Annotated in this window: 20 protein-coding genes and 1 other RNA gene; 13 read left to right on the forward strand and 8 right to left on the reverse strand. The window is 61.0% G+C overall.

Going from position 1 to position 15,797, the window contains the following annotated elements:
• Positions 1-77 precede the first annotated feature (77 nt).
• A complete protein-coding gene (locus TRM7557_RS15800) occupies positions 78-1,271 on the reverse strand; it encodes a pseudouridine synthase (RefSeq protein ID WP_074941834.1) in 1,194 nt (397 codons plus the stop codon).
• Positions 1,272-1,333: 62 nt separating this feature from the next.
• Between TRM7557_RS15800 and TRM7557_RS15805 the strand changes: the two genes are divergently transcribed.
• Both TRM7557_RS15805 and TRM7557_RS15810 read left to right on the forward strand, forming a co-directional pair.
• A complete protein-coding gene (locus tag TRM7557_RS15805; RefSeq protein ID WP_058291198.1) occupies positions 1,334-1,783 on the forward strand; it encodes a nucleoside deaminase in 450 nt (149 codons plus the stop codon).
• Between the two features lie 211 nt (positions 1,784-1,994).
• Positions 1,995-2,288 (forward strand): YciI family protein, encoded by a 294-nt coding sequence (locus tag TRM7557_RS15810; protein WP_058291199.1) that lies wholly within the window; start codon positions 1,995-1,997, stop codon positions 2,286-2,288.
• A 6-nt stretch (positions 2,289-2,294) separates the two neighbouring features.
• Here the strand turns inward: TRM7557_RS15810 and TRM7557_RS15815 are convergent, their stop codons facing one another.
• A complete protein-coding gene (locus TRM7557_RS15815; protein WP_058291200.1) occupies positions 2,295-2,987 on the reverse strand; it encodes a metal-dependent hydrolase in 693 nt (230 codons plus the stop codon).
• A 61-nt stretch (positions 2,988-3,048) separates the two neighbouring features.
• Between TRM7557_RS15815 and TRM7557_RS15820 the strand changes: the two genes are divergently transcribed.
• The 6 genes from TRM7557_RS15820 to rnpB all read left to right on the forward strand — a co-directional run bounded on the left by TRM7557_RS15820 (position 3,049) and on the right by rnpB (position 7,735).
• Positions 3,049-3,729 carry a ceramidase domain-containing protein gene (locus TRM7557_RS15820; protein ID WP_058291201.1) on the forward strand — a complete coding sequence of 227 codons (681 nt, stop codon included), beginning with the start codon at positions 3,049-3,051 and terminating at the stop codon, positions 3,727-3,729.
• A 94-nt stretch (positions 3,730-3,823) separates the two neighbouring features.
• On the forward strand, positions 3,824-4,111 hold the full coding sequence (gene gatC / locus TRM7557_RS15825; protein WP_058291202.1) for an Asp-tRNA(Asn)/Glu-tRNA(Gln) amidotransferase subunit GatC: 288 nt from the start codon (positions 3,824-3,826) through the stop codon (positions 4,109-4,111).
• A 3-nt stretch (positions 4,112-4,114) separates the two neighbouring features.
• Positions 4,115-5,602: an Asp-tRNA(Asn)/Glu-tRNA(Gln) amidotransferase subunit GatA gene (gene gatA, locus TRM7557_RS15830; RefSeq protein WP_058291203.1), complete on the forward strand. Its 1,488-nt coding sequence runs from the start codon at positions 4,115-4,117 to the stop codon at positions 5,600-5,602.
• 38 nt (positions 5,603-5,640) lie between these two features.
• Complete coding sequence (locus tag TRM7557_RS15835; RefSeq protein ID WP_058291607.1) at positions 5,641-6,447, forward strand: hypothetical protein; 807 nt, start codon at positions 5,641-5,643, stop codon at positions 6,445-6,447.
• Between the two features lie 4 nt (positions 6,448-6,451).
• A complete protein-coding gene (locus TRM7557_RS15840; RefSeq protein ID WP_058291204.1) occupies positions 6,452-7,135 on the forward strand; it encodes an N-acetylmuramoyl-L-alanine amidase in 684 nt (227 codons plus the stop codon).
• A 168-nt stretch (positions 7,136-7,303) separates the two neighbouring features.
• Positions 7,304-7,735, forward strand: an RNA gene (rnpB, locus tag TRM7557_RS18115) — RNase P RNA component class A.
• 27 nt (positions 7,736-7,762) lie between these two features.
• Here rnpB and TRM7557_RS15845 read toward each other — a convergent pair.
• Positions 7,763-8,125, reverse strand: a complete 363-nt coding sequence (locus TRM7557_RS15845; RefSeq protein ID WP_058291205.1) for a hypothetical protein — start codon at positions 8,123-8,125, stop codon at positions 7,763-7,765.
• A gap of 226 nt (positions 8,126-8,351) precedes the next feature.
• Between TRM7557_RS15845 and rpmG the strand changes: the two genes are divergently transcribed.
• Both rpmG and TRM7557_RS20100 read left to right on the forward strand, forming a co-directional pair.
• On the forward strand, positions 8,352-8,519 hold the full coding sequence (rpmG, locus tag TRM7557_RS15850) for a 50S ribosomal protein L33 (protein ID WP_007814563.1): 168 nt from the start codon (positions 8,352-8,354) through the stop codon (positions 8,517-8,519).
• Positions 8,520-8,735: 216 nt separating this feature from the next.
• Positions 8,736-8,876, forward strand: a complete 141-nt coding sequence (locus TRM7557_RS20100; RefSeq protein WP_165592472.1) for a hypothetical protein — start codon at positions 8,736-8,738, stop codon at positions 8,874-8,876.
• 50 nt (positions 8,877-8,926) lie between these two features.
• Here the strand turns inward: TRM7557_RS20100 and TRM7557_RS15855 are convergent, their stop codons facing one another.
• The 3 genes from TRM7557_RS15855 to TRM7557_RS15865 form a co-directional block, all read right to left on the reverse strand.
• On the reverse strand, positions 8,927-9,415 hold the full coding sequence (locus tag TRM7557_RS15855) for a GNAT family N-acetyltransferase (RefSeq protein ID WP_058291206.1): 489 nt from the start codon (positions 9,413-9,415) through the stop codon (positions 8,927-8,929).
• A gap of 90 nt (positions 9,416-9,505) precedes the next feature.
• Positions 9,506-10,249 (reverse strand): Bax inhibitor-1/YccA family protein, encoded by a 744-nt coding sequence (locus TRM7557_RS15860; RefSeq protein ID WP_058291207.1) that lies wholly within the window; start codon positions 10,247-10,249, stop codon positions 9,506-9,508.
• Between the two features lie 216 nt (positions 10,250-10,465).
• Positions 10,466-10,690: a DUF1127 domain-containing protein gene (locus TRM7557_RS15865; protein ID WP_058291208.1), complete on the reverse strand. Its 225-nt coding sequence runs from the start codon at positions 10,688-10,690 to the stop codon at positions 10,466-10,468.
• A 124-nt stretch (positions 10,691-10,814) separates the two neighbouring features.
• Here TRM7557_RS15865 and TRM7557_RS15870 point away from each other — a divergent pair, with 124 nt between their 5' ends.
• The gene (locus TRM7557_RS15870) at positions 10,815-11,696 is read left to right on the forward strand and encodes a LysR family transcriptional regulator (protein WP_082626634.1); all 882 of its coding nucleotides are present in this window, start codon (positions 10,815-10,817) and stop codon (positions 11,694-11,696) included.
• Positions 11,697-11,723: 27 nt separating this feature from the next.
• On the opposite strand, the gene TRM7557_RS15875 is transcribed toward TRM7557_RS15870, so the two are convergent.
• The gene (locus TRM7557_RS15875) at positions 11,724-12,686 is read right to left on the reverse strand and encodes an NADPH:quinone oxidoreductase family protein (protein WP_058291209.1); all 963 of its coding nucleotides are present in this window, start codon (positions 12,684-12,686) and stop codon (positions 11,724-11,726) included.
• A gap of 337 nt (positions 12,687-13,023) precedes the next feature.
• Between TRM7557_RS15875 and TRM7557_RS15880 the strand changes: the two genes are divergently transcribed.
• A complete protein-coding gene (locus TRM7557_RS15880; RefSeq protein ID WP_058291210.1) occupies positions 13,024-13,392 on the forward strand; it encodes a helix-turn-helix domain-containing protein in 369 nt (122 codons plus the stop codon).
• 190 nt (positions 13,393-13,582) lie between these two features.
• Entirely contained in the window at positions 13,583-14,365 is a 783-nt protein-coding gene (gene hisN / locus TRM7557_RS15885; RefSeq protein ID WP_058291211.1) for a histidinol-phosphatase, read from the forward strand.
• Between the two features lie 118 nt (positions 14,366-14,483).
• On the opposite strand, the gene guaD is transcribed toward hisN, so the two are convergent.
• Positions 14,484-15,773, reverse strand: a complete 1,290-nt coding sequence (guaD, locus tag TRM7557_RS15890; RefSeq protein WP_058291212.1) for a guanine deaminase — start codon at positions 15,771-15,773, stop codon at positions 14,484-14,486.
• Positions 15,774-15,797: the final 24 nt, after the last annotated feature.

Here is a 15,797-nt window from a genome sequence, read left to right on the forward strand (position 1 = left end):
CTCCCCAAGTGTAACTCCCAAGAGAAATCTAGGGGATCCAAGGGCTTCTCGCTAGGGGGAACTCCGGGATTGCGGGATCAATCCCGCTGTTTTTTGCCCATGGGACGGCCTTTTGGACCAGAACGCGGCCCGGATTTGCCCGTCGGTTTACCGGTTGGCCGACCCGTTGGCTTGCCAGAGGGGCGCTCGGATGATTTTCCAAAGCTCTTGCCCGCCGGTCTGCCACCGCCCGCAGTCCCGCGCGCAGTCCCGCGCGCACCACCCGCGCTGGGCTTACCACCCTTATAAGGCGCTGTTTTTTCACCAAACTTTGTTCCCGGCTTGCCGCCCGGTTTGCTACCAGGTTTCTGCGGACGTCCCGGTCGACCGGGGCGGGTTGGGCGGTGCGGCTTGCCGCCAGCATCACCCTCGGGCTGCTCCAGACCCAGTTGGTCGCGCACCACACGTGACCGCAGCTCTTCGACCTGACCTTCTTTCAGGTCGCCCAGCTGGAACGGGCCATATGAAATCCGCAACAGGCGGTTCACCTGAAACCCAATATCTTCCATCGCGCGGCGAATTTCGCGGTTTTTGCCTTCGCGCAGACCAATGGTGACCCAGGCGTTGGCGCCCTGCTGGCGGTCAAGAGAAACCTGCATGGGCTGGAAGCGCTCGCCCTCGATCACCAGACCCTTGCGCAGGGGTTCGAAATCTTCGTCTTTCGGGCGGCCATTGATGCGCACCCGGTAGCGGCGCAGCCAGCCGGTGGAGGGCAGCTCGAGCTGGCGTTTGATGCCGCCGTCGTTGGTCAACAGCAAAAGACCCTCGGAGTTGAGGTCAAGACGCCCCACGGTCATGACGCGCGGCAGATCCTCTGGCAGCTCATCAAAGATGGTGGTGCGGCCCTTTTCGTCTGAGTTGGTGGTGACCAGACCTGTGGGTTTATAATAAAGCCACAGGCGCGGGGCTTCGGCCTCGGGCAGGGGGGCATTGTCCACCTCGATCCGGTCGCGGTCGGTCACATTCAGCGCTGGGCTGTCGATCACCTTGCCGTTCACAACCACACGGCCCGCCTCGATCATCCGTTCGGCTTCGCGGCGCGAGGCAACCCCTGCGCGCGACAGCACCTTGGCAATGCGCTCGCCCCCCGATTTTTCTGCCGGGGCGTCCGAGGGCCGCGCGCCAGCCGTGGTTTGGCCCGGCACAGGTTTCTGTGCGCGCGGCTTTGCACCCGGCTTGCGGTTGGGCTGCGGTTTGCGGGGATCGCGGGAGGAGGGGTCACGTGTGCTCATGAGGCCTGCCATAGACCAATTCGCCCCATTGCGAAAGCGCCCTTTCGGTGGCAGGAGGGGGTATGGTTTTCAAATCCTACATGTCCGAGGCACTGGAAGAGGCCCGCAACGCAGGGGCCCGGGGCGAGGTTCCGGTGGGCGCTGTGCTTGTGTCCCCCGAAGGCGAGATCGTGGCGCGCGCCGGAAACCGCACGCGAGAGCTGTCGGATCCCTCGGCCCATGCCGAAATGCTGGTGGTGCGGGCCGCCTGCGCTGCCTTAGGCAGTGAACGGCTGCCGGGCCATGACCTCTATGTCACGCTTGAACCCTGCGCCATGTGCGCCGCAGTGATTGCAGCCGCGCGCATCCGGCGCGTGTATTATGGGGCCTCAGACCCGAAATCCGGCGGCGTGGATCACGGCGCCTGCGTGTTTGATCACCCGCAGGCCCATCACAGCCCTGAGGTCTATGAAGGGCTGGCGGCCCAAGAGGCAGAGGCCTTGCTGCGGGATTTCTTTGCTTCGCGTCGGTGAGGTTTGAGGACAGGGGCTTTGCCCCTCTGCGCGCCGCATTGCATGCGCCGCCCATTCACCCCAGAGTATTTGGGGCCAAAAGAAAGCCAGGCGCAGGGACTTCTTTTGGCCGGAAATACTCCGGAGCGCGAGGCAGCGCCTCGCATCTGTGCTTTCGTCTTTCGGGCAGGTAGGATAGGGCACAGCGTCACAAGATTTCAGGAGCTTTGCCATGTTCTTCATTCTGTTGCGGTTTTCCATTCATGCGGACCGCGTCGCCGAGTTTCTGGAGGCCCACACCGCCTGGCTGGCGCAGGGGTTCGAGGAGGGGGTGTTTCTGTCTGCAGGCGCGATGAGTGATGGCGATGGAGAGGCGATCCTGGCCGTCGCCGAGGATCTTGCGGCGGTCGAGGCGCGTGTCGCCAGAGATCCCTTTGTGATTGAAGGGGTTATGGAAGTTGAAATCACCGGCATGGCGCCGACCATGCTGGATGATCGGCTGAGCTTCCTGCTGGGCGAAGGCTGAACGCGGTCAGAGGGTGATTGGCCGCATCACCTGCGGCTCAATGACTTTAACGTCAGGCAGGCCGGTCACCAGCGCATCTGCGGATTGTTCCAGCAAGGGGAACGTCCGGTAGTGGCAGGGGATCACGGTTTTGAAATTGAAATACCGCCGCGCCGCATAGGCTGCGCCTGCCATCCCCATGGTGAAATGCCCGCCCGCCGACAGGATGCCTATGTCGGGTTTGTAGAAATCCCCCATCCAGTCCATATCTGCCATGATGTCCGTGTCGCCTGAAAAATAGATCATGTGGCCTTCGGCTGCGATCATAAAGCCGACCTCGGAACCCGCAGCGCGCAGCCCGTCTTTTGCGGAAAAACTGGAGCTGTGCGAGGCTGCCACCATGGAGACCTTGGTGTCGCCCAGACGCACGGTGCCGCCTTTGTTGAACCCAATGGTTTCCACCCCTTCGGCTTCGCCCCAATAGCCCATCAGGTCGTATTGGCCGACAATCGGGATCTCCAGATGGCGTGCAAGGCCCAGCACGTCTGCCACATGGTCGAAATGGGCGTGGCTGAGCAGGATATGTGTGGCGCCTTCGGTGGCGGCATCATGCTCTGCCTCTGGCAGCATCGGATTGCCCGACAGCCAGGGATCAATCAGCAGCGTTGCCTTGCCGGTTTCCAGACGAAAGGCGCTGTGGCCAAGCCATGTAAGTTTCATAACAATTCTCCTCTTTGCCCAATCCTCGGAGCAGTTTAACCATGGAGTATGGACGGGGAATATGGACTGGACACGACAATTAGATGGATATTGTGAAAGGCTTGCACCGGGGATCTGGGCCGAGCCTTTGAACGCGGTGACCAATCTGGCCTTTCTTGGTGCGGCGCTCCTTATGTGGCGGCGCGGGGTCGGGCTGGGGCCTGCGCGCCTGCTGTGCGGGTGGGTGTTTGCCATTGGGGTCGGCAGTTTTCTGTTTCACACCTTTGCCACGCCCTGGGCGGCGCTGGCGGATGTCGTGCCGATCTTTGCCTTTGTGGTGACCTATATCGTGCTGGTGAACCGCGATCTGTTTGGGATGCCCACGCTCTGGTCTTCGGTTCTGACGGCGGTTGCTCTGCCCGCTGCGGCGTTGATCATTCCTGTAATCCAATGGGTGCCGATCCTGCATGTATCGGCAGGCTATATGCCTGTGCTGTTTCTGATCGTCGTCTATGCAGGCATTTTTGCGCGCCAGGGCAGGGGGGATGTCGCATGGGGCTTTGCCATTGGGGCAGGGATCCTGTTTGTATCGCTCTGGGCGCGCAGTCTGGACATGCCGCTGTGCGAGGTCCTGCCAACGGGCAGCCATCTGCTCTGGCATTGCCTCAATGGGCTGATGCTGGGCTGGATGATCGAGGTCTATATCCGGGCCATGCGCGCAAAAAAGGCGGCTCAGCGAAGCTCGGGCGCGCTTTGGTCCTAAATTTGCCGGGGAATTGCACCTGAATCCCCACCGCCCCGCTTGCGGCTGCGCCCTGCGGGCGGTAAACGCGATGCAAGACGAGATGAGGAATTCCATGTCGATTGACCAAAGCACCGCCGCCAAAGTGGCCAAACTGGCCCGGATCAAGGTCGAGGAGGACGCCCTGCCTGCCCTGGCAGAGGAGTTCAACAATATCCTTGGTTTCATCGAACAGCTGAACGAAGTGGATGTCGACGGCGTAGAGCCGATGACCTCTGTCACCCCGCAGCGCCTGAAGCGCCGCGTCGATGAGGTGACGGATGGCAACCAGCAAGAGAAGGTTCTTGCCAATGCCCCCGACGCCCGCGAAGGGTTTTTCGCTGTTCCCAAAGTGGTGGAGTAAGACATGTCCGACCTGAACAAACTGGGCCTTGCAGAGGCCCGCGATCTGCTGCGCAAGGGCGAGACCACCTCTGTTGAACTGACCGAGAGCTGCCTGAAGGCCATCGACGCCGCAGGCGCGCTGAACGCTTTTGTCACCAAAACGCCCGAGATCGCGCTGGACCGCGCCAAGGCCGCAGATGCGCGCATTGCCGCGGGGGATGCACCTGCCATGTGTGGTCTGCCCATCGGTGTGAAGGATGTGTTCTGTACCAAAGGCGTCACCAGCCAGGCGGCCTCTGGTATTCTGGAAGGCTTCAAGCCGGAATATGAATCCACCGTGACGCAGCAACTGCAGGACGCAGGCGCCGTGATGCTGGGTAAGCTGAACATGGATGAATTTGCCATGGGGTCCTCGAACGAGAACTCCACCTATGGCGCCGCGATCAGCCCGTGGAAACGCGCAGGCGACGACACCAACCTGACACCCGGTGGCTCTTCCGGTGGCTCTGCCGCCGCTGTGGCGGCTGATCTGTGTCTGGCGGCCACCGGCACCGACACCGGCGGCTCCATCCGTCAGCCTGCCGCCTTCACCGGCACCGTTGGCATCAAACCCACCTATGGCCGCTGCTCGCGCTGGGGTGTGGTCTCTTATGCCTCCTCGCTGGATCAGGCCGGTCCCATGACCAAATCCGTGCGCGACGCCGCGATCATGCTCGAGGCCATGTGTGGCCACGACGCCAAGGATTCGACCTCCGCCGATCTGGCCGTGCCGAATTTTGAGGCGATGCTGACCGGCGATATCAAAGGCAAAAAGATCGGTATCCCAAAAGAATACCGTCTGGATGGCATGCCTGAAGACATTGCGAAGCTGTGGGACGACGGCACCGCCATGCTCAAAGCGGCCGGCGCAGAGATCGTCGATATCTCGCTGCCGCATACAAAATACGCATTGCCTGCCTATTATGTGATCGCCCCTGCCGAGGCTTCTTCGAACCTCGCCCGCTATGACGGTGTCCGCTACGGCCAGCGCGCCACGCTGAGCGCAGGCGACGGCATCACCGAGATGTACGAGAAAACCCGCGCCGCCGGTTTCGGGGCCGAGGTGCAGCGCCGCATTATGGTCGGCACCTATGTGCTGTCCGCAGGCTTCTATGACGCCTACTACAACCGCGCGCGCCGCGTCCGCAGCCTGATCAAAAAGGACTTCGAGGACGCTTTTGCCGCCGGTATTGACGCCATCCTTGCCCCGACCACCCCGTCTGCGGCCTTTGGCCTGGGCGAGATGAAGGATGCAGATCCAGTAAAAATGTACCTCAACGACGTCTTTACCGTGACGCTGAACCTTGCCGGTCTGCCCGGCGTGGCCGTGCCGACGGGTGTTGACGCCCAAGGTCTGCCGCTGGGTCTGCAGCTGATTGGTAAGCCCTGGGAAGAGGGTGACCTCCTGAACACCGCCTATGCGCTGGAACAGGCTGCAGGATTTGTAGCCAAGCCGCAAAAGTGGTGGTAACTCTGGTCTCAACCGAGAGCAGATAACAGGTGAAAACCATGCGAGCAGGCGCGTCACTTCTGACAAGACCTCTCTTGCTGGCAGCTGGCGTCCTTGCGCTGGCTGCCTGCCAACCCACCATTCCCGACAGCGCCGCAGGTGTTGGCGATGACACCAGCCCTTTCAACCCGCCGCCGCGTGTTGAAACCGGGCAGACGATCAATGGCGACCCGTTGATCCCGAACGATTCTTTCGCGACCGAGACAACCGGTGCCAATGCCAACTGGCAAAGCACCCAGCCGCTGCGCGCACGCGCAACGCCCAATTCTGCGGTCGCAGGGGCAGAGGCAGGGGCAGGGGATATCGCCGATCAGACCGCCGCAGCGCTGGCCGCTGCCGGCAATTCCGGCGTTACCCCGATCGAGGCAAGCCCTTCAAACCCGGCGCCTGCGCTGGTCGGAAATCCCGGCATTTCGGATGAAAACGACTTTGCCGCCGTGTCGTCGCGCCAGACCATTGAAAGCGATGCAGAGCGGCTGGCCCGCCTGCGCGCCCAACGTCAGGAGGTCGCGCCCACAGCGCTGCCGCAACGCGAAGGCGCTGCTGCTGGCACCAATATTGTGCAATACGCGCTGACCACCTCGAACCCCAAAGGCAACCGCATCTACACCCGCGCAGGTATCAATCTGCGGGCGCGCGCGCAGCGCAACTGCGCGCAGTACCCGTCGTCCGATCTGGCGCAGGTGGCCTTCCTCGAAGCAGGCGGCCCGCGTCGGGACAAGCTGGTTCTGGACCCCGATGGGGACGGGTACGCCTGTGGCTGGGATCCGCGCCCGCTGCGTGCGGCGGTGCGCGCCGGAAACTAAGCCTGTGACCACAGATCTTTCGCCCATCTGGCACCCGAGCCCGAATTTCGGGGCTCGGCGCGACGGGCTGACCCCGTCGCTGGTGGTCCTGCACTATACCGCAATGGACAGTGCCGCGGCCGCGCTTGCGCGACTCTGTGATCCCGCGTTCGAGGTCTCGGCGCATTACCTGATCGGCGCAGATGGCACGCTCTGGCAGATGGTGGCGGAAGATCAGCGCGCCTGGCACGCAGGCGCTGGCGCATGGGCAGGCGCGGGCGATGTAAACTCGCGCTCGATTGGCATCGAGCTTGACAATCGCGGCGACCACCCGTTCTCCAACCCCCAGATGGCTACACTGGAACAGCTGCTGCCGCAGATCCTGCAGCGCTGGGATATTGCACCAGAGGGGGTCATTGGTCACTCCGACATGGCGCCGGGGCGCAAGATCGATCCCGGCCCGCGCTTTGACTGGGCGCGGCTGGCGGCGCAGGGCTTGGCGGCCAGTCCCCGCAAGGGGGTCAACAATCCGCCGCCCGCCGCAGATTGGCCCACGTTTCGCGCTCTGGCCACCCGCGCAGGCTACACGGCTGCGGCGGATGACGCCTCGCTGCTGACTGCGGTCCGTCTGCGCCACCGCCCTTGGGCGCAGGGCCCCCTCAGCCCCGCTGACTTTGCGCCGCTCTGCCCCGACCACCACCTGTCCTAGCCACGCGCGCGCGACGCTGTGCGGCTTTCATCTTTTTCCAAATATCCTGGGGTGAATGTGCGTCAGCACAGAGGGGCAAAGCCCCTTTCTTCACCGCCCCATTCTCCAGTGGCCCTGACAACACATCACCTTGACGCGCCGCTGACTTGCGCATAGGGACATCCCCGCGCAGAGGGCCGGATGGCCGCGTTGGAGGGGCAACCCTCCCGCGAGGAAAGTCCGGACTCCCTAAAGCAACGGTGCCGGGTAACGCCCGGGCAGGGAAACCTGACGGAAAGCGCCACAGAAAACAGACCGCCCTGTCGAACCAGAGGTTCGCCGAAAGTTCATTTGACAGGGTAAGGGTGAAACGGTGGAGTAAGAGCCCACCGCGCCCCTGGCAACAGGGGCGGCACGGCAAGCCCCACCGGGAGCAATGCCAAATAGGACCCCCGCGCGGGCCGGTCGGGCAACCGATACCGCCGCTAGGTATGCTTTAACCGAGAGGGGTCGGGTTGGCAGCTAGAGGCGCCTGGCAACAGGCGCCCCAGATGAATGGTCATCGAACCTTGGCCTTCGGGGCAGGGGGAACAAGATCCGGCTTATAGGCCCTCTGCGCAAATTTCTCAGGGCCGCTCAGACAATCGGCTATTTGAAGCTGTAGATCTGCACCTTGCCCTTGCCCCGTTGCCGGGTGAGGCGCATTTTGCCGCCGCCGACCTCGATCATCTGACAATCGGTATTCTCTTGTGGGGCGGTCAAGGTGCGGCACCAATACCCGTCGCGCCATTGCCAGACCCCTTTGTATTTGGTGCCGCCAAAGACGCCTGAGAACTTGCCGTTCTTGCGGATCGTGACGGTGTTCTCTCCTTGCAAAAGTTGGCGATTGGCGACCTGTTTTTTGAACGCGGCGTCGGTCTCTATTCGGGTGAAACTCTCGGCCAGGGCGGGGGCTGCAGGCGCCAGCACAGCGGTGGCAAAGGCAAGGGGGAAAAGATGTTTGAAAATCATCTCAGGAACTCTCTTACTTAGGACAGAAAACGGTGGGCAAAGCCCGTCTTTCAGCGTATGTGACGGCAGCACCTGCGCCTAGATAGGAAAATTCAGATATTCCGTGGACCCAACTCGTGGATTGTTTGTTGAAACCTATTGACACCCGGCCGCATCCGGTTAAAAGCGCACGCTCATATAGAATTTACCGAGAGGCCCCTGCCTTTTCGGACGCAGGAGAAGCAAAATGGCGAAGCCGACCACCATCAAGATCCGCCTGAACTCGACCGCGGGCACGGGCCACTTCTACGTGACCAAGAAAAACGCTCGCACCATGACCGAAAAAATGGTTGTGCGTAAGTACGACCCGGTTGTGCGCAAGCACGTCGAGTACAAAGAAGGCAAAATCAAATAAGCCTTCTGATCCCCGGATCAACGACAACAAAAGGCCGCTTCCGAACTGGAAGCGGTCTTTTGCTTTTGGGGCTATGCCTTTGAGGTAAACCCTTCAATTTTGCAGATAATCTTAATTTTATGACCTGCTCTGACCTTGCCCTTTGACGCATTTGTGCCACATTTCAGGCCCAGACACATGTCGTGGTGAGGGCTTTAAAAGGTGAAGGTGAATGACATGATGAAGTCTCTGTTTCTGACGTCTTTGATATCCGGCGTGCTGATGTGCCTGCCTGCGGCCTCTGAAATTGATCACGACGCGGACACCAAGCCCCATTTCTGCGCTCCTTCGGTGGTGGAAGTTCGCGCACTGGACTGATCTGCTTGCGCAGCGCTGATGTTGATGCGCTGCACCTGAGCCCCAAGCTCTCAGCCTGCGGGATTGCTCAGATAGCACTCTGCCTGAATGCTGACAGGCGCCAGTCCCATCGACGCCATCAGCGCGGCTGAGGCCGTGTTAAACGGCGCATAGGCCGCACCAATCCGAACAGCCCCCTGTGCATGCGCCTGATCGCGCGCCGCCTTCAAAAGCGCCTTGCCGACCCCCAGACGGCGAAACGGCGCTGCGACCATCACATGATGCACCATCGCTTTCGTGCCCCCGTGACTAAGCGGTGAGGCACCGCGCGCCTGCAACTCCCAAATCACATAGCCCATAATCGCCCCCGCCGGGCTTTTTGCAACCAGGGCCTGAACGCAGTCGTCTGCCAGCCAGTCCGACAGCCATGCCGCCAGCGCGGTGGGGCAGGGGTTGGCCGGGTATCGGCCCGGCTGATGGCTCACATGAAGGGCGTGAAGTTCCTGAAGCAGCGGCAAAAGGACGTCCGCTTCATGCGCGGGGAGGGGGCGGAGGTGCATTGTTGTCTCGCAAATTGTTTTACACGTGGAAAAGAAAAAGGGCGGATCCTTTCAGATCCGCCCCGGCTTTTGGTTTTGGTGGAAGGTCGCTTATTCGCGGTTCCCCAGAAGCTGCAGCAGCATCATGAACAGGTTGATGAAGTCCAGATAAAGGCTCAGCGCGCCCATGATGGCGGCTTTGCCCAGCCACTCCTGGTCGCCAGAGTGTGCCATCTGCAGGTAGGTGTTTTTGATGTTCTGGGTGTCATAAGCGGTCAGACCCGCGAAGATCAGAACGCCGATCACAGAGATGGCAAACGCCATGGCGGAAGAGGCCAGGAAAATGTTGACGATGGAGGCCACTACCAGACCAATCACACCCATGATCAGGAAAGCGCCGATCGGGCCCAGATCACGTTTGGTGGTGTAGCCATAAAGGGACAGGCCCGCAAAGGCGATGGCGGTGATCAGGAAGACCTGCGCGATGCTTTCGCCGGTGAACACCAGGAAGATCGAGGAGATGGACACACCCATCACCAGCGCAAAGAGGTAGAACACGACCTGTGCGGTTGCGGCGGACAGGCGGTTGATGCCTGCGCTAAAGCCAAACACAAAGGCCAGCGGTGCAAACATGACAACCCACTTCAGCGGGGACGCATAAAGCGCATAGCCCAGCGAGGTCAGTTGACCGTCTGCGGTGACGGCGAGGCCGGCAAGCGCCCAAGCAGCGGCAAAAGTGATCAGCAGGCCTACGGACATGGTGCCGTAGACTTTGTTCATGTGCGCGCGCAGGCCCTCATCGATCTCCGCGGCGCGGGCGCCTGCGGCGGAACGGATGGTGTCGAACTGTGCCATTAAACATGGTCTCCGTATGTTGAACTCTTGTTATGCCGGGCTCGCGATGAACCCGGGTCAGGGCAGCCCCCGAAGGTGCCGCCCTTTTCCCGCTAAATATTGGCCTTTGTGCGGCAAGGTTCAAGAGTTTCCGGCCTTTTGGCCGTCGGAAATCCATCAATAATGTATCTGTTTTGCACGTTTGCGGCACATCAAGACGGGGGGATGCCGCTGCACTCAGCGCATCCAGTGGCTCGGCGCATCCCAAGACGGGCGACGGGCCTCGTCCTGAGCCGCTTCACGGGTGACACCAATGTCTTTCAGGGTGCGCGCATCCAGTTGGGACAGATCCTGACGCTGGCGGCGCAGGGCGATCATATCCGCCAACATCCCAAAGACTGAGCGACGGCGCGCAGCGAGGGGGCGAGAACGGCGGGAGAAGGAAGTGCTAAGATCAGACATGGTGGGCTCCTATATGCTACTTGCTGATGCCTTTCGTCCTTTGCATCATTTCTGTTGATGTATATGGGGGAATGTGGTTCATTTGTGAAACGAATGATTTTGAACTGTCCCATCAAGAGGTGTGATGATGCGGAATTTGGACATAACCACGCTGCGGTCTTTTGTGGCGGTGGCCGACACCGGCGGGGTGACCCGCGCGGCGTCTTTCCTGAATCTGACGCAATCAGCGGTCTCCATGCAGCTGAAGCGGTTGGAGGAATTGCTCGACACCAATCTCCTTGACCGGACCGGGCGCGGCATTGCCCTGACCCCCGCAGGCGAACAGCTCCTCAGCTATGCGCGCAAGATGGTCACGCTGAACGATGAACTGGTGGGGCGGCTCACCGATCAGGCGTTCGAGGGCGAGGTGGCGCTGGGCGTGCCCCATGACATTGTGACCCCGGTGATCCCGCAGGTGCTCAAACGCTTCAATGCCATGTATCCGCGTGTGCGGGTCAATCTGGTGTCCTCGAACACGATCGAGCTCAAGGACGCTTTTGATAAGGGCGAGTTTGACCTGATCCTGACGACCGAAACCAAACCCACAGATATGGGAGAGGCGATCCATAGGATGCCGCTGACCTGGGTGGGGGCCGCCGGGGGGACAATCTGGCGTCAACGCCCCCTGCGCACGGCCTTTGGGCGCATCTGTATTTTCCGGGGGCTCGCCACCGAAGCTCTGGAAGGGGCTGAAATCCCGTGGGAAGCTGCCGTCATCACGCAATCGGATCGCGCGATCGAGGCCACCGTCAGCGCGGACCTTGCGGTCTGCGTGATGATGGAAGGCACAGTGCCTTTGGGTCAGGAAGTTGTGCCGCACAACGGAGAGCTGCCACCGCTGCCCGATCAGCACATCAATATGTATGGCGGCGACCGCATTCGGAAGAAATATGTCGAAGATCTGGCCGCGTTGATCCGTCAGTCTTATGCGGCGACGCAGCAGCCAGCCCTTCGGGTGGCGGGGTAATCCCCGCCATCGCTTTTTGCACGGGGCTTAATCCCAGAGGTCGATCACCACTTTGCCGGTGGATTTCCGATCCCGCAGCAGCTCCAGCGCCTCATTGGTCTGCGCCAGAGGCAGCTGGTGGCTGATATGCGGCTTGATCTTGCCCTCGGCACACCAGCCCAGCAGTTTCCTCAGCACCGCTTGCACCTGTTCGGGCGCGAATTTCATGTAGCCGCCAAAGTAAAAGCCAATCACGGTCAGGTTCTTGACCAGCATGTGGTTGGCCGGGATTTGCGGCACGGTGCCCCCGGCAAAGCCAATGGGCAACAGCCGCCCGCCGGGGTTGGTGGCGCGAAACGCTGCCTCCCAGACATCGCCGCCAATGGCGTCATAGACCACATCCGCCCCGCCCAGCGCTTTGACGCGGGCACGCAGGTCTTCGCTGGCGTCGATCAGCACATCCGCCCCTGCGGCTTCTGCCACCGCCAGCTTGTCGGCGCTGCGGGCATGGGCAATCACCCGTGCGCCCAGAAGCTTGCCAATCTCAACGGCCGTCAGCCCAACGCCGCCGGCTGCGCCCGTGACCAGCAGGGTCTCTCCGGGCTGCAGACGGGCGAGGGTATCCAGCGCCATCAGGCTGGTGCCATAGGCAATCTGCACCGCCGCAGCCTGGGCATAGGTGACCCCATCAGGGATCAAAGTGACCTGTTCCGGTTTAAAGGCCGCATATTGGCTGAGGCCATCGCGCCCGCCAAAAACGGCCACCCGGTCTGCAATTTTAATTCCTGAAATATTCCGGCCCACGTCCACAACTTTACCGGCACATTCCAATCCGGGGGTAAAAGGCAGGGCAGGCGTGTCCTGATATGTGCCTTTCATCATCAAAAGATCCGCGAAATTTAATCCGCAGGACTTGACTTCCACAATCAGCTGGTCATCGCCGCAACCGGGGCGGTCAATTTCTTTTACGCTCCCCGGTTGCTCATGGCTTACTATACTAAAGGTTAGCACCGCGCGAATCTCCTCCCAGTTGCTGTTCTTTTTGATTCTGACGACATTGCGCCACCACCATGGCGCGATATTAGATTAAAGTTTTAATCAAATGGTCATTTTTGTTTTGTTCCACCTAGGTCACAAAAGATTTTGGTTTTTGTTTTCATGCGGTTGCACTAACTCGCGCTTTGGGTGAGTTAATGACGGGTTGCCTTCAACCCCGGGGATCGTACTATTTAGGCAATGTTTAATCTCTGATCACTGTGGGGAGAAGCCCCGAAACCGCGCTCGGCGCTGTGACGCCGCGAAAACGACGGGCAGGAAACAGGGAACCAGTCGTGGAGAAAGGTATAATATGGCACATCCTGTCGATGTTCATGTGGGCAAGCGTATACGTCACCGTCGTTGGTTGATTGGTATGACGCAGCAGCAGCTGGCAGAAAAGGTTGGGATCAAGTTCCAACAGATCCAAAAGTATGAGACCGGCGCAAACCGCGTCAGCGCGTCTCGTCTTTGGGACATCTCCGACGCCCTTGGCGTTGACGTCAGCTTCTTCTTTGAAGGTCTGCATGAAGACGGCAAAGCGGTCGAAAAGACCCGTGTGCCGGACGATCTGATGGGCGACAAGGAAGCACTGGATCTGGTGCGTTCTTATTACGCCATCCCGGAAAACCAGCGTCGCCGCCTGTTCGAACTGGCGCGCGTGCTGTCCGACGTGGCCTGATCGCACCTACACCACTCGTTTTTCAAAAGGGCAGCGCTTTGGCGCTGCCTTTTTCCGTCTGAGTTGCAGTTTTTTGGCTTTTGCCGCCGGGCAGGGAGCAAAACCGGGAATGTAACCTTGATTGCTGCGCCCGCACATGGCACGCACATGGCACCCGCAAGGGGACTTTGGCCAGAGGCGAGGAAGACAGATGGAACTCACCGATCTCGAGGTGGCCCGCAGATTGGCGGATGCGGCACGCGAAGTGATCCTGCCGCATTTCCGCAATACCGCGATGGCGGCTGAAAACAAGCTCGACGGTGGTTTTGATCCCGTGACCATTGCCGACCGCGATGCCGAAACCGCCATGCGCATGCTGCTGGAAGAGCTGCGCCCGCAGGATGCGATTTTGGGGGAAGAACACGGCCACAAAAAGGGCACATCGGGGCGCACCTGGGTGCTGGATCCGATTGATGGCACCCGCGGGTTTATTTCCGGCACGCCTACCTGGGGGGTGCTGATTGCGCTGTCGGATGCCAAGGGTCCCATTCTGGGCGTGATCGACCAGCCCTATACCGGCGAACGCTTTGAAGGCACCGGCGCCCATGCGCAGCTGGTCAGCCCACATGGCACCCGCCCGCTGTCGACCCGCAAAGACACGCTGCTTGCGGATGCGATCCTGTTCACCACTTTCCCCGAAGTGGGCACGTCTGGCGACCGGGCCGGGTTTGAAAAAGTGCGCGATCAGGTCAAGCTGACGCGCTATGGTATGGATTGCTATGCCTATGGTCTGGTGGCGGTTGGCACGGTCGATCTGGTGATCGAGGCGGGTTTGAATTCTTATGATATTCAGGCGCCTATCGCGGTTATTGAAGCCGCCGGCGGGATTGTGACCGATTGGGACGGCGGGCCCGCGCATGAGGGGGGGCGCGCTTTGGCGGCGGCCAATCCCGAACTCCACGCTGCTGCGCTGGAATTGCTGCGCGGCGCCTGAACTGCGCGGGGAGCGAGGCGCTGTCTCGCGCGACCCATTTTGGGGAGGCTCTGCCTCGCGCGACCCAGTTTTGCGAGGCTCTGCCTCGCGCTCCGGAGTATTTTGGGCCAAAAGAAACTTAGAGCGCTTTGCGGCCCGCGATCCGGACCTCGGCAATGGCGCGGTCATCCCCCATCATCAGGGTGGGGAAAATCGCCTCCCACAGGTCCCCGGCGCGGCTGCTGCGCTGGGCAATGGCCGGGGTGGAGGCCAGGTCCAGCACGACCAGATCAGCCTCCATGCCCACCGCAATATTGCCAACCTTGTCATCAATATGCAGCGCGCGGGCAGAGCCTTGGGTGGCGAGCCAGAGAAGCTCGGCCGCGTGTAAGGGGGATCCGCGCAACTGCGCGACCTCGTAAGCTGCGGCCATTGTGCGCAGCATGGAGAAACTGGATCCGCCGCCGGTGTCGGTGGCCAGACCAATGCGGTGGCCTGCGTTCATGAGGGCGCGCATTTCAAACAGGCCCGAGCCGATGAAGCTATTGGATGTGGGGCAGTGCACAAGGCTCGCATCTACTTCGCGCAGGCGGGCCTCTTCGCGGGGCTCCAGGTGGATGGCATGACCAAAGACCGCGCCTTTGCCCAGGAGGCCATGTTCCTCGTAGGTATCCAGGTAGTCGCTTGCCTTTGGAAACAGGGCGCGCACCCATTCGATCTCGTCCGTCTGTTCGCTCAGATGGGTTTGCATCAGGCAGCCGGGGTGTTTGGCCCAAAGCGCGCCCAGGGCGTCCAGCTGTTCGGGGGTTGAGGTTGGCGAAAACCGCGGTGTGATCACGTAAGTGAGGCGGTCCACCCCGTGCCAGCGCGCGATCAGATCCGCACTTTGATCATAGGCTGATTGCGGCGTGTCGCGCAGGCCTTCGGGGGCATTGCGGTCCATGCAGGTCTTGCCCGCCAGCACCCGCTGACCGCGCGCCTTTGCTGCCGCAAACAGCGCATCCACGCTTTCGGGGTGGATGGTGCAGTAGCTTGCCACTGTGGTGGTGCCATGGGCCGTGGTCAGATCCAGATAGCGGTTTGCCACCTCATCCGCATAGGCCGGGTCCCCAAAGCGCATCTCTTCGGGGAAGGTGTAGGTGTTGAGCCAGTCAATCAGCCGCTTTCCCCAACTGGCAATAATCCCCGTCTGCGGATAATGCACATGGGCATCGACAAATCCCGGCAGGATGACGCGGTCCCCGTGATCCACCAGATCGGCGGCAGGGTAGATGGCGCGCAGGCGGTCGCGGTCGCCCAGGGCTGCGATCTGGCCGTTGTGCACCGCCACGGCCCCATATTCGCGCACCGCGCCCTCGGGTGTCTCTGTCTCAAAGGGGGTGTGCGCAAAGCTCAGCACCCGGCCGCACAAAACGGTTACCTGATCCATGAAACTCTTGCTCCTGTTGGAAAA

The organism is Tritonibacter multivorans (assembly GCF_001458415.1).
Taxonomy (GTDB): domain Bacteria; phylum Pseudomonadota; class Alphaproteobacteria; order Rhodobacterales; family Rhodobacteraceae; genus Epibacterium; species Epibacterium multivorans.

Excerpts from the sequence above, each read along its gene's own strand:
- TRM7557_RS15800 (WP_074941834.1), bottom strand. The coding sequence starts at position 1,271 with ATGAGCACACGTGACCCCTCCTCCCGCGATCCCCGCAAACCGCAGCCC.
- TRM7557_RS15805 (WP_058291198.1), top strand. The coding sequence starts at position 1,334 with ATGGTTTTCAAATCCTACATGTCCGAGGCACTGGAAGAGGCCCGCAAC.
- TRM7557_RS15810 (WP_058291199.1), top strand. The coding sequence starts at position 1,995 with ATGTTCTTCATTCTGTTGCGGTTTTCCATTCATGCGGACCGCGTCGCC.
- TRM7557_RS15815 (WP_058291200.1), bottom strand. The coding sequence starts at position 2,987 with ATGAAACTTACATGGCTTGGCCACAGCGCCTTTCGTCTGGAAACCGGC.
- TRM7557_RS15820 (WP_058291201.1), top strand. The coding sequence starts at position 3,049 with ATGGACTGGACACGACAATTAGATGGATATTGTGAAAGGCTTGCACCG.
- gatC (WP_058291202.1), top strand. The coding sequence starts at position 3,824 with ATGTCGATTGACCAAAGCACCGCCGCCAAAGTGGCCAAACTGGCCCGG.
- gatA (WP_058291203.1), top strand. The coding sequence starts at position 4,115 with ATGTCCGACCTGAACAAACTGGGCCTTGCAGAGGCCCGCGATCTGCTG.
- TRM7557_RS15835 (WP_058291607.1), top strand. The coding sequence starts at position 5,641 with ATGCGAGCAGGCGCGTCACTTCTGACAAGACCTCTCTTGCTGGCAGCT.
- TRM7557_RS15845 (WP_058291205.1), bottom strand. The coding sequence starts at position 8,125 with ATGATTTTCAAACATCTTTTCCCCCTTGCCTTTGCCACCGCTGTGCTG.
- rpmG (WP_007814563.1), top strand. The coding sequence starts at position 8,352 with ATGGCGAAGCCGACCACCATCAAGATCCGCCTGAACTCGACCGCGGGC.
- TRM7557_RS20100 (WP_165592472.1), top strand. The coding sequence starts at position 8,736 with ATGATGAAGTCTCTGTTTCTGACGTCTTTGATATCCGGCGTGCTGATG.
- TRM7557_RS15855 (WP_058291206.1), bottom strand. The coding sequence starts at position 9,415 with ATGCACCTCCGCCCCCTCCCCGCGCATGAAGCGGACGTCCTTTTGCCG.
- TRM7557_RS15860 (WP_058291207.1), bottom strand. The coding sequence starts at position 10,249 with ATGGCACAGTTCGACACCATCCGTTCCGCCGCAGGCGCCCGCGCCGCG.
- TRM7557_RS15865 (WP_058291208.1), bottom strand. The coding sequence starts at position 10,690 with ATGTCTGATCTTAGCACTTCCTTCTCCCGCCGTTCTCGCCCCCTCGCT.
- TRM7557_RS15870 (WP_082626634.1), top strand. The coding sequence starts at position 10,815 with ATGATGCGGAATTTGGACATAACCACGCTGCGGTCTTTTGTGGCGGTG.
- TRM7557_RS15880 (WP_058291210.1), top strand. The coding sequence starts at position 13,024 with ATGGCACATCCTGTCGATGTTCATGTGGGCAAGCGTATACGTCACCGT.
- hisN (WP_058291211.1), top strand. The coding sequence starts at position 13,583 with ATGGAACTCACCGATCTCGAGGTGGCCCGCAGATTGGCGGATGCGGCA.
- guaD (WP_058291212.1), bottom strand. The coding sequence starts at position 15,773 with ATGGATCAGGTAACCGTTTTGTGCGGCCGGGTGCTGAGCTTTGCGCAC.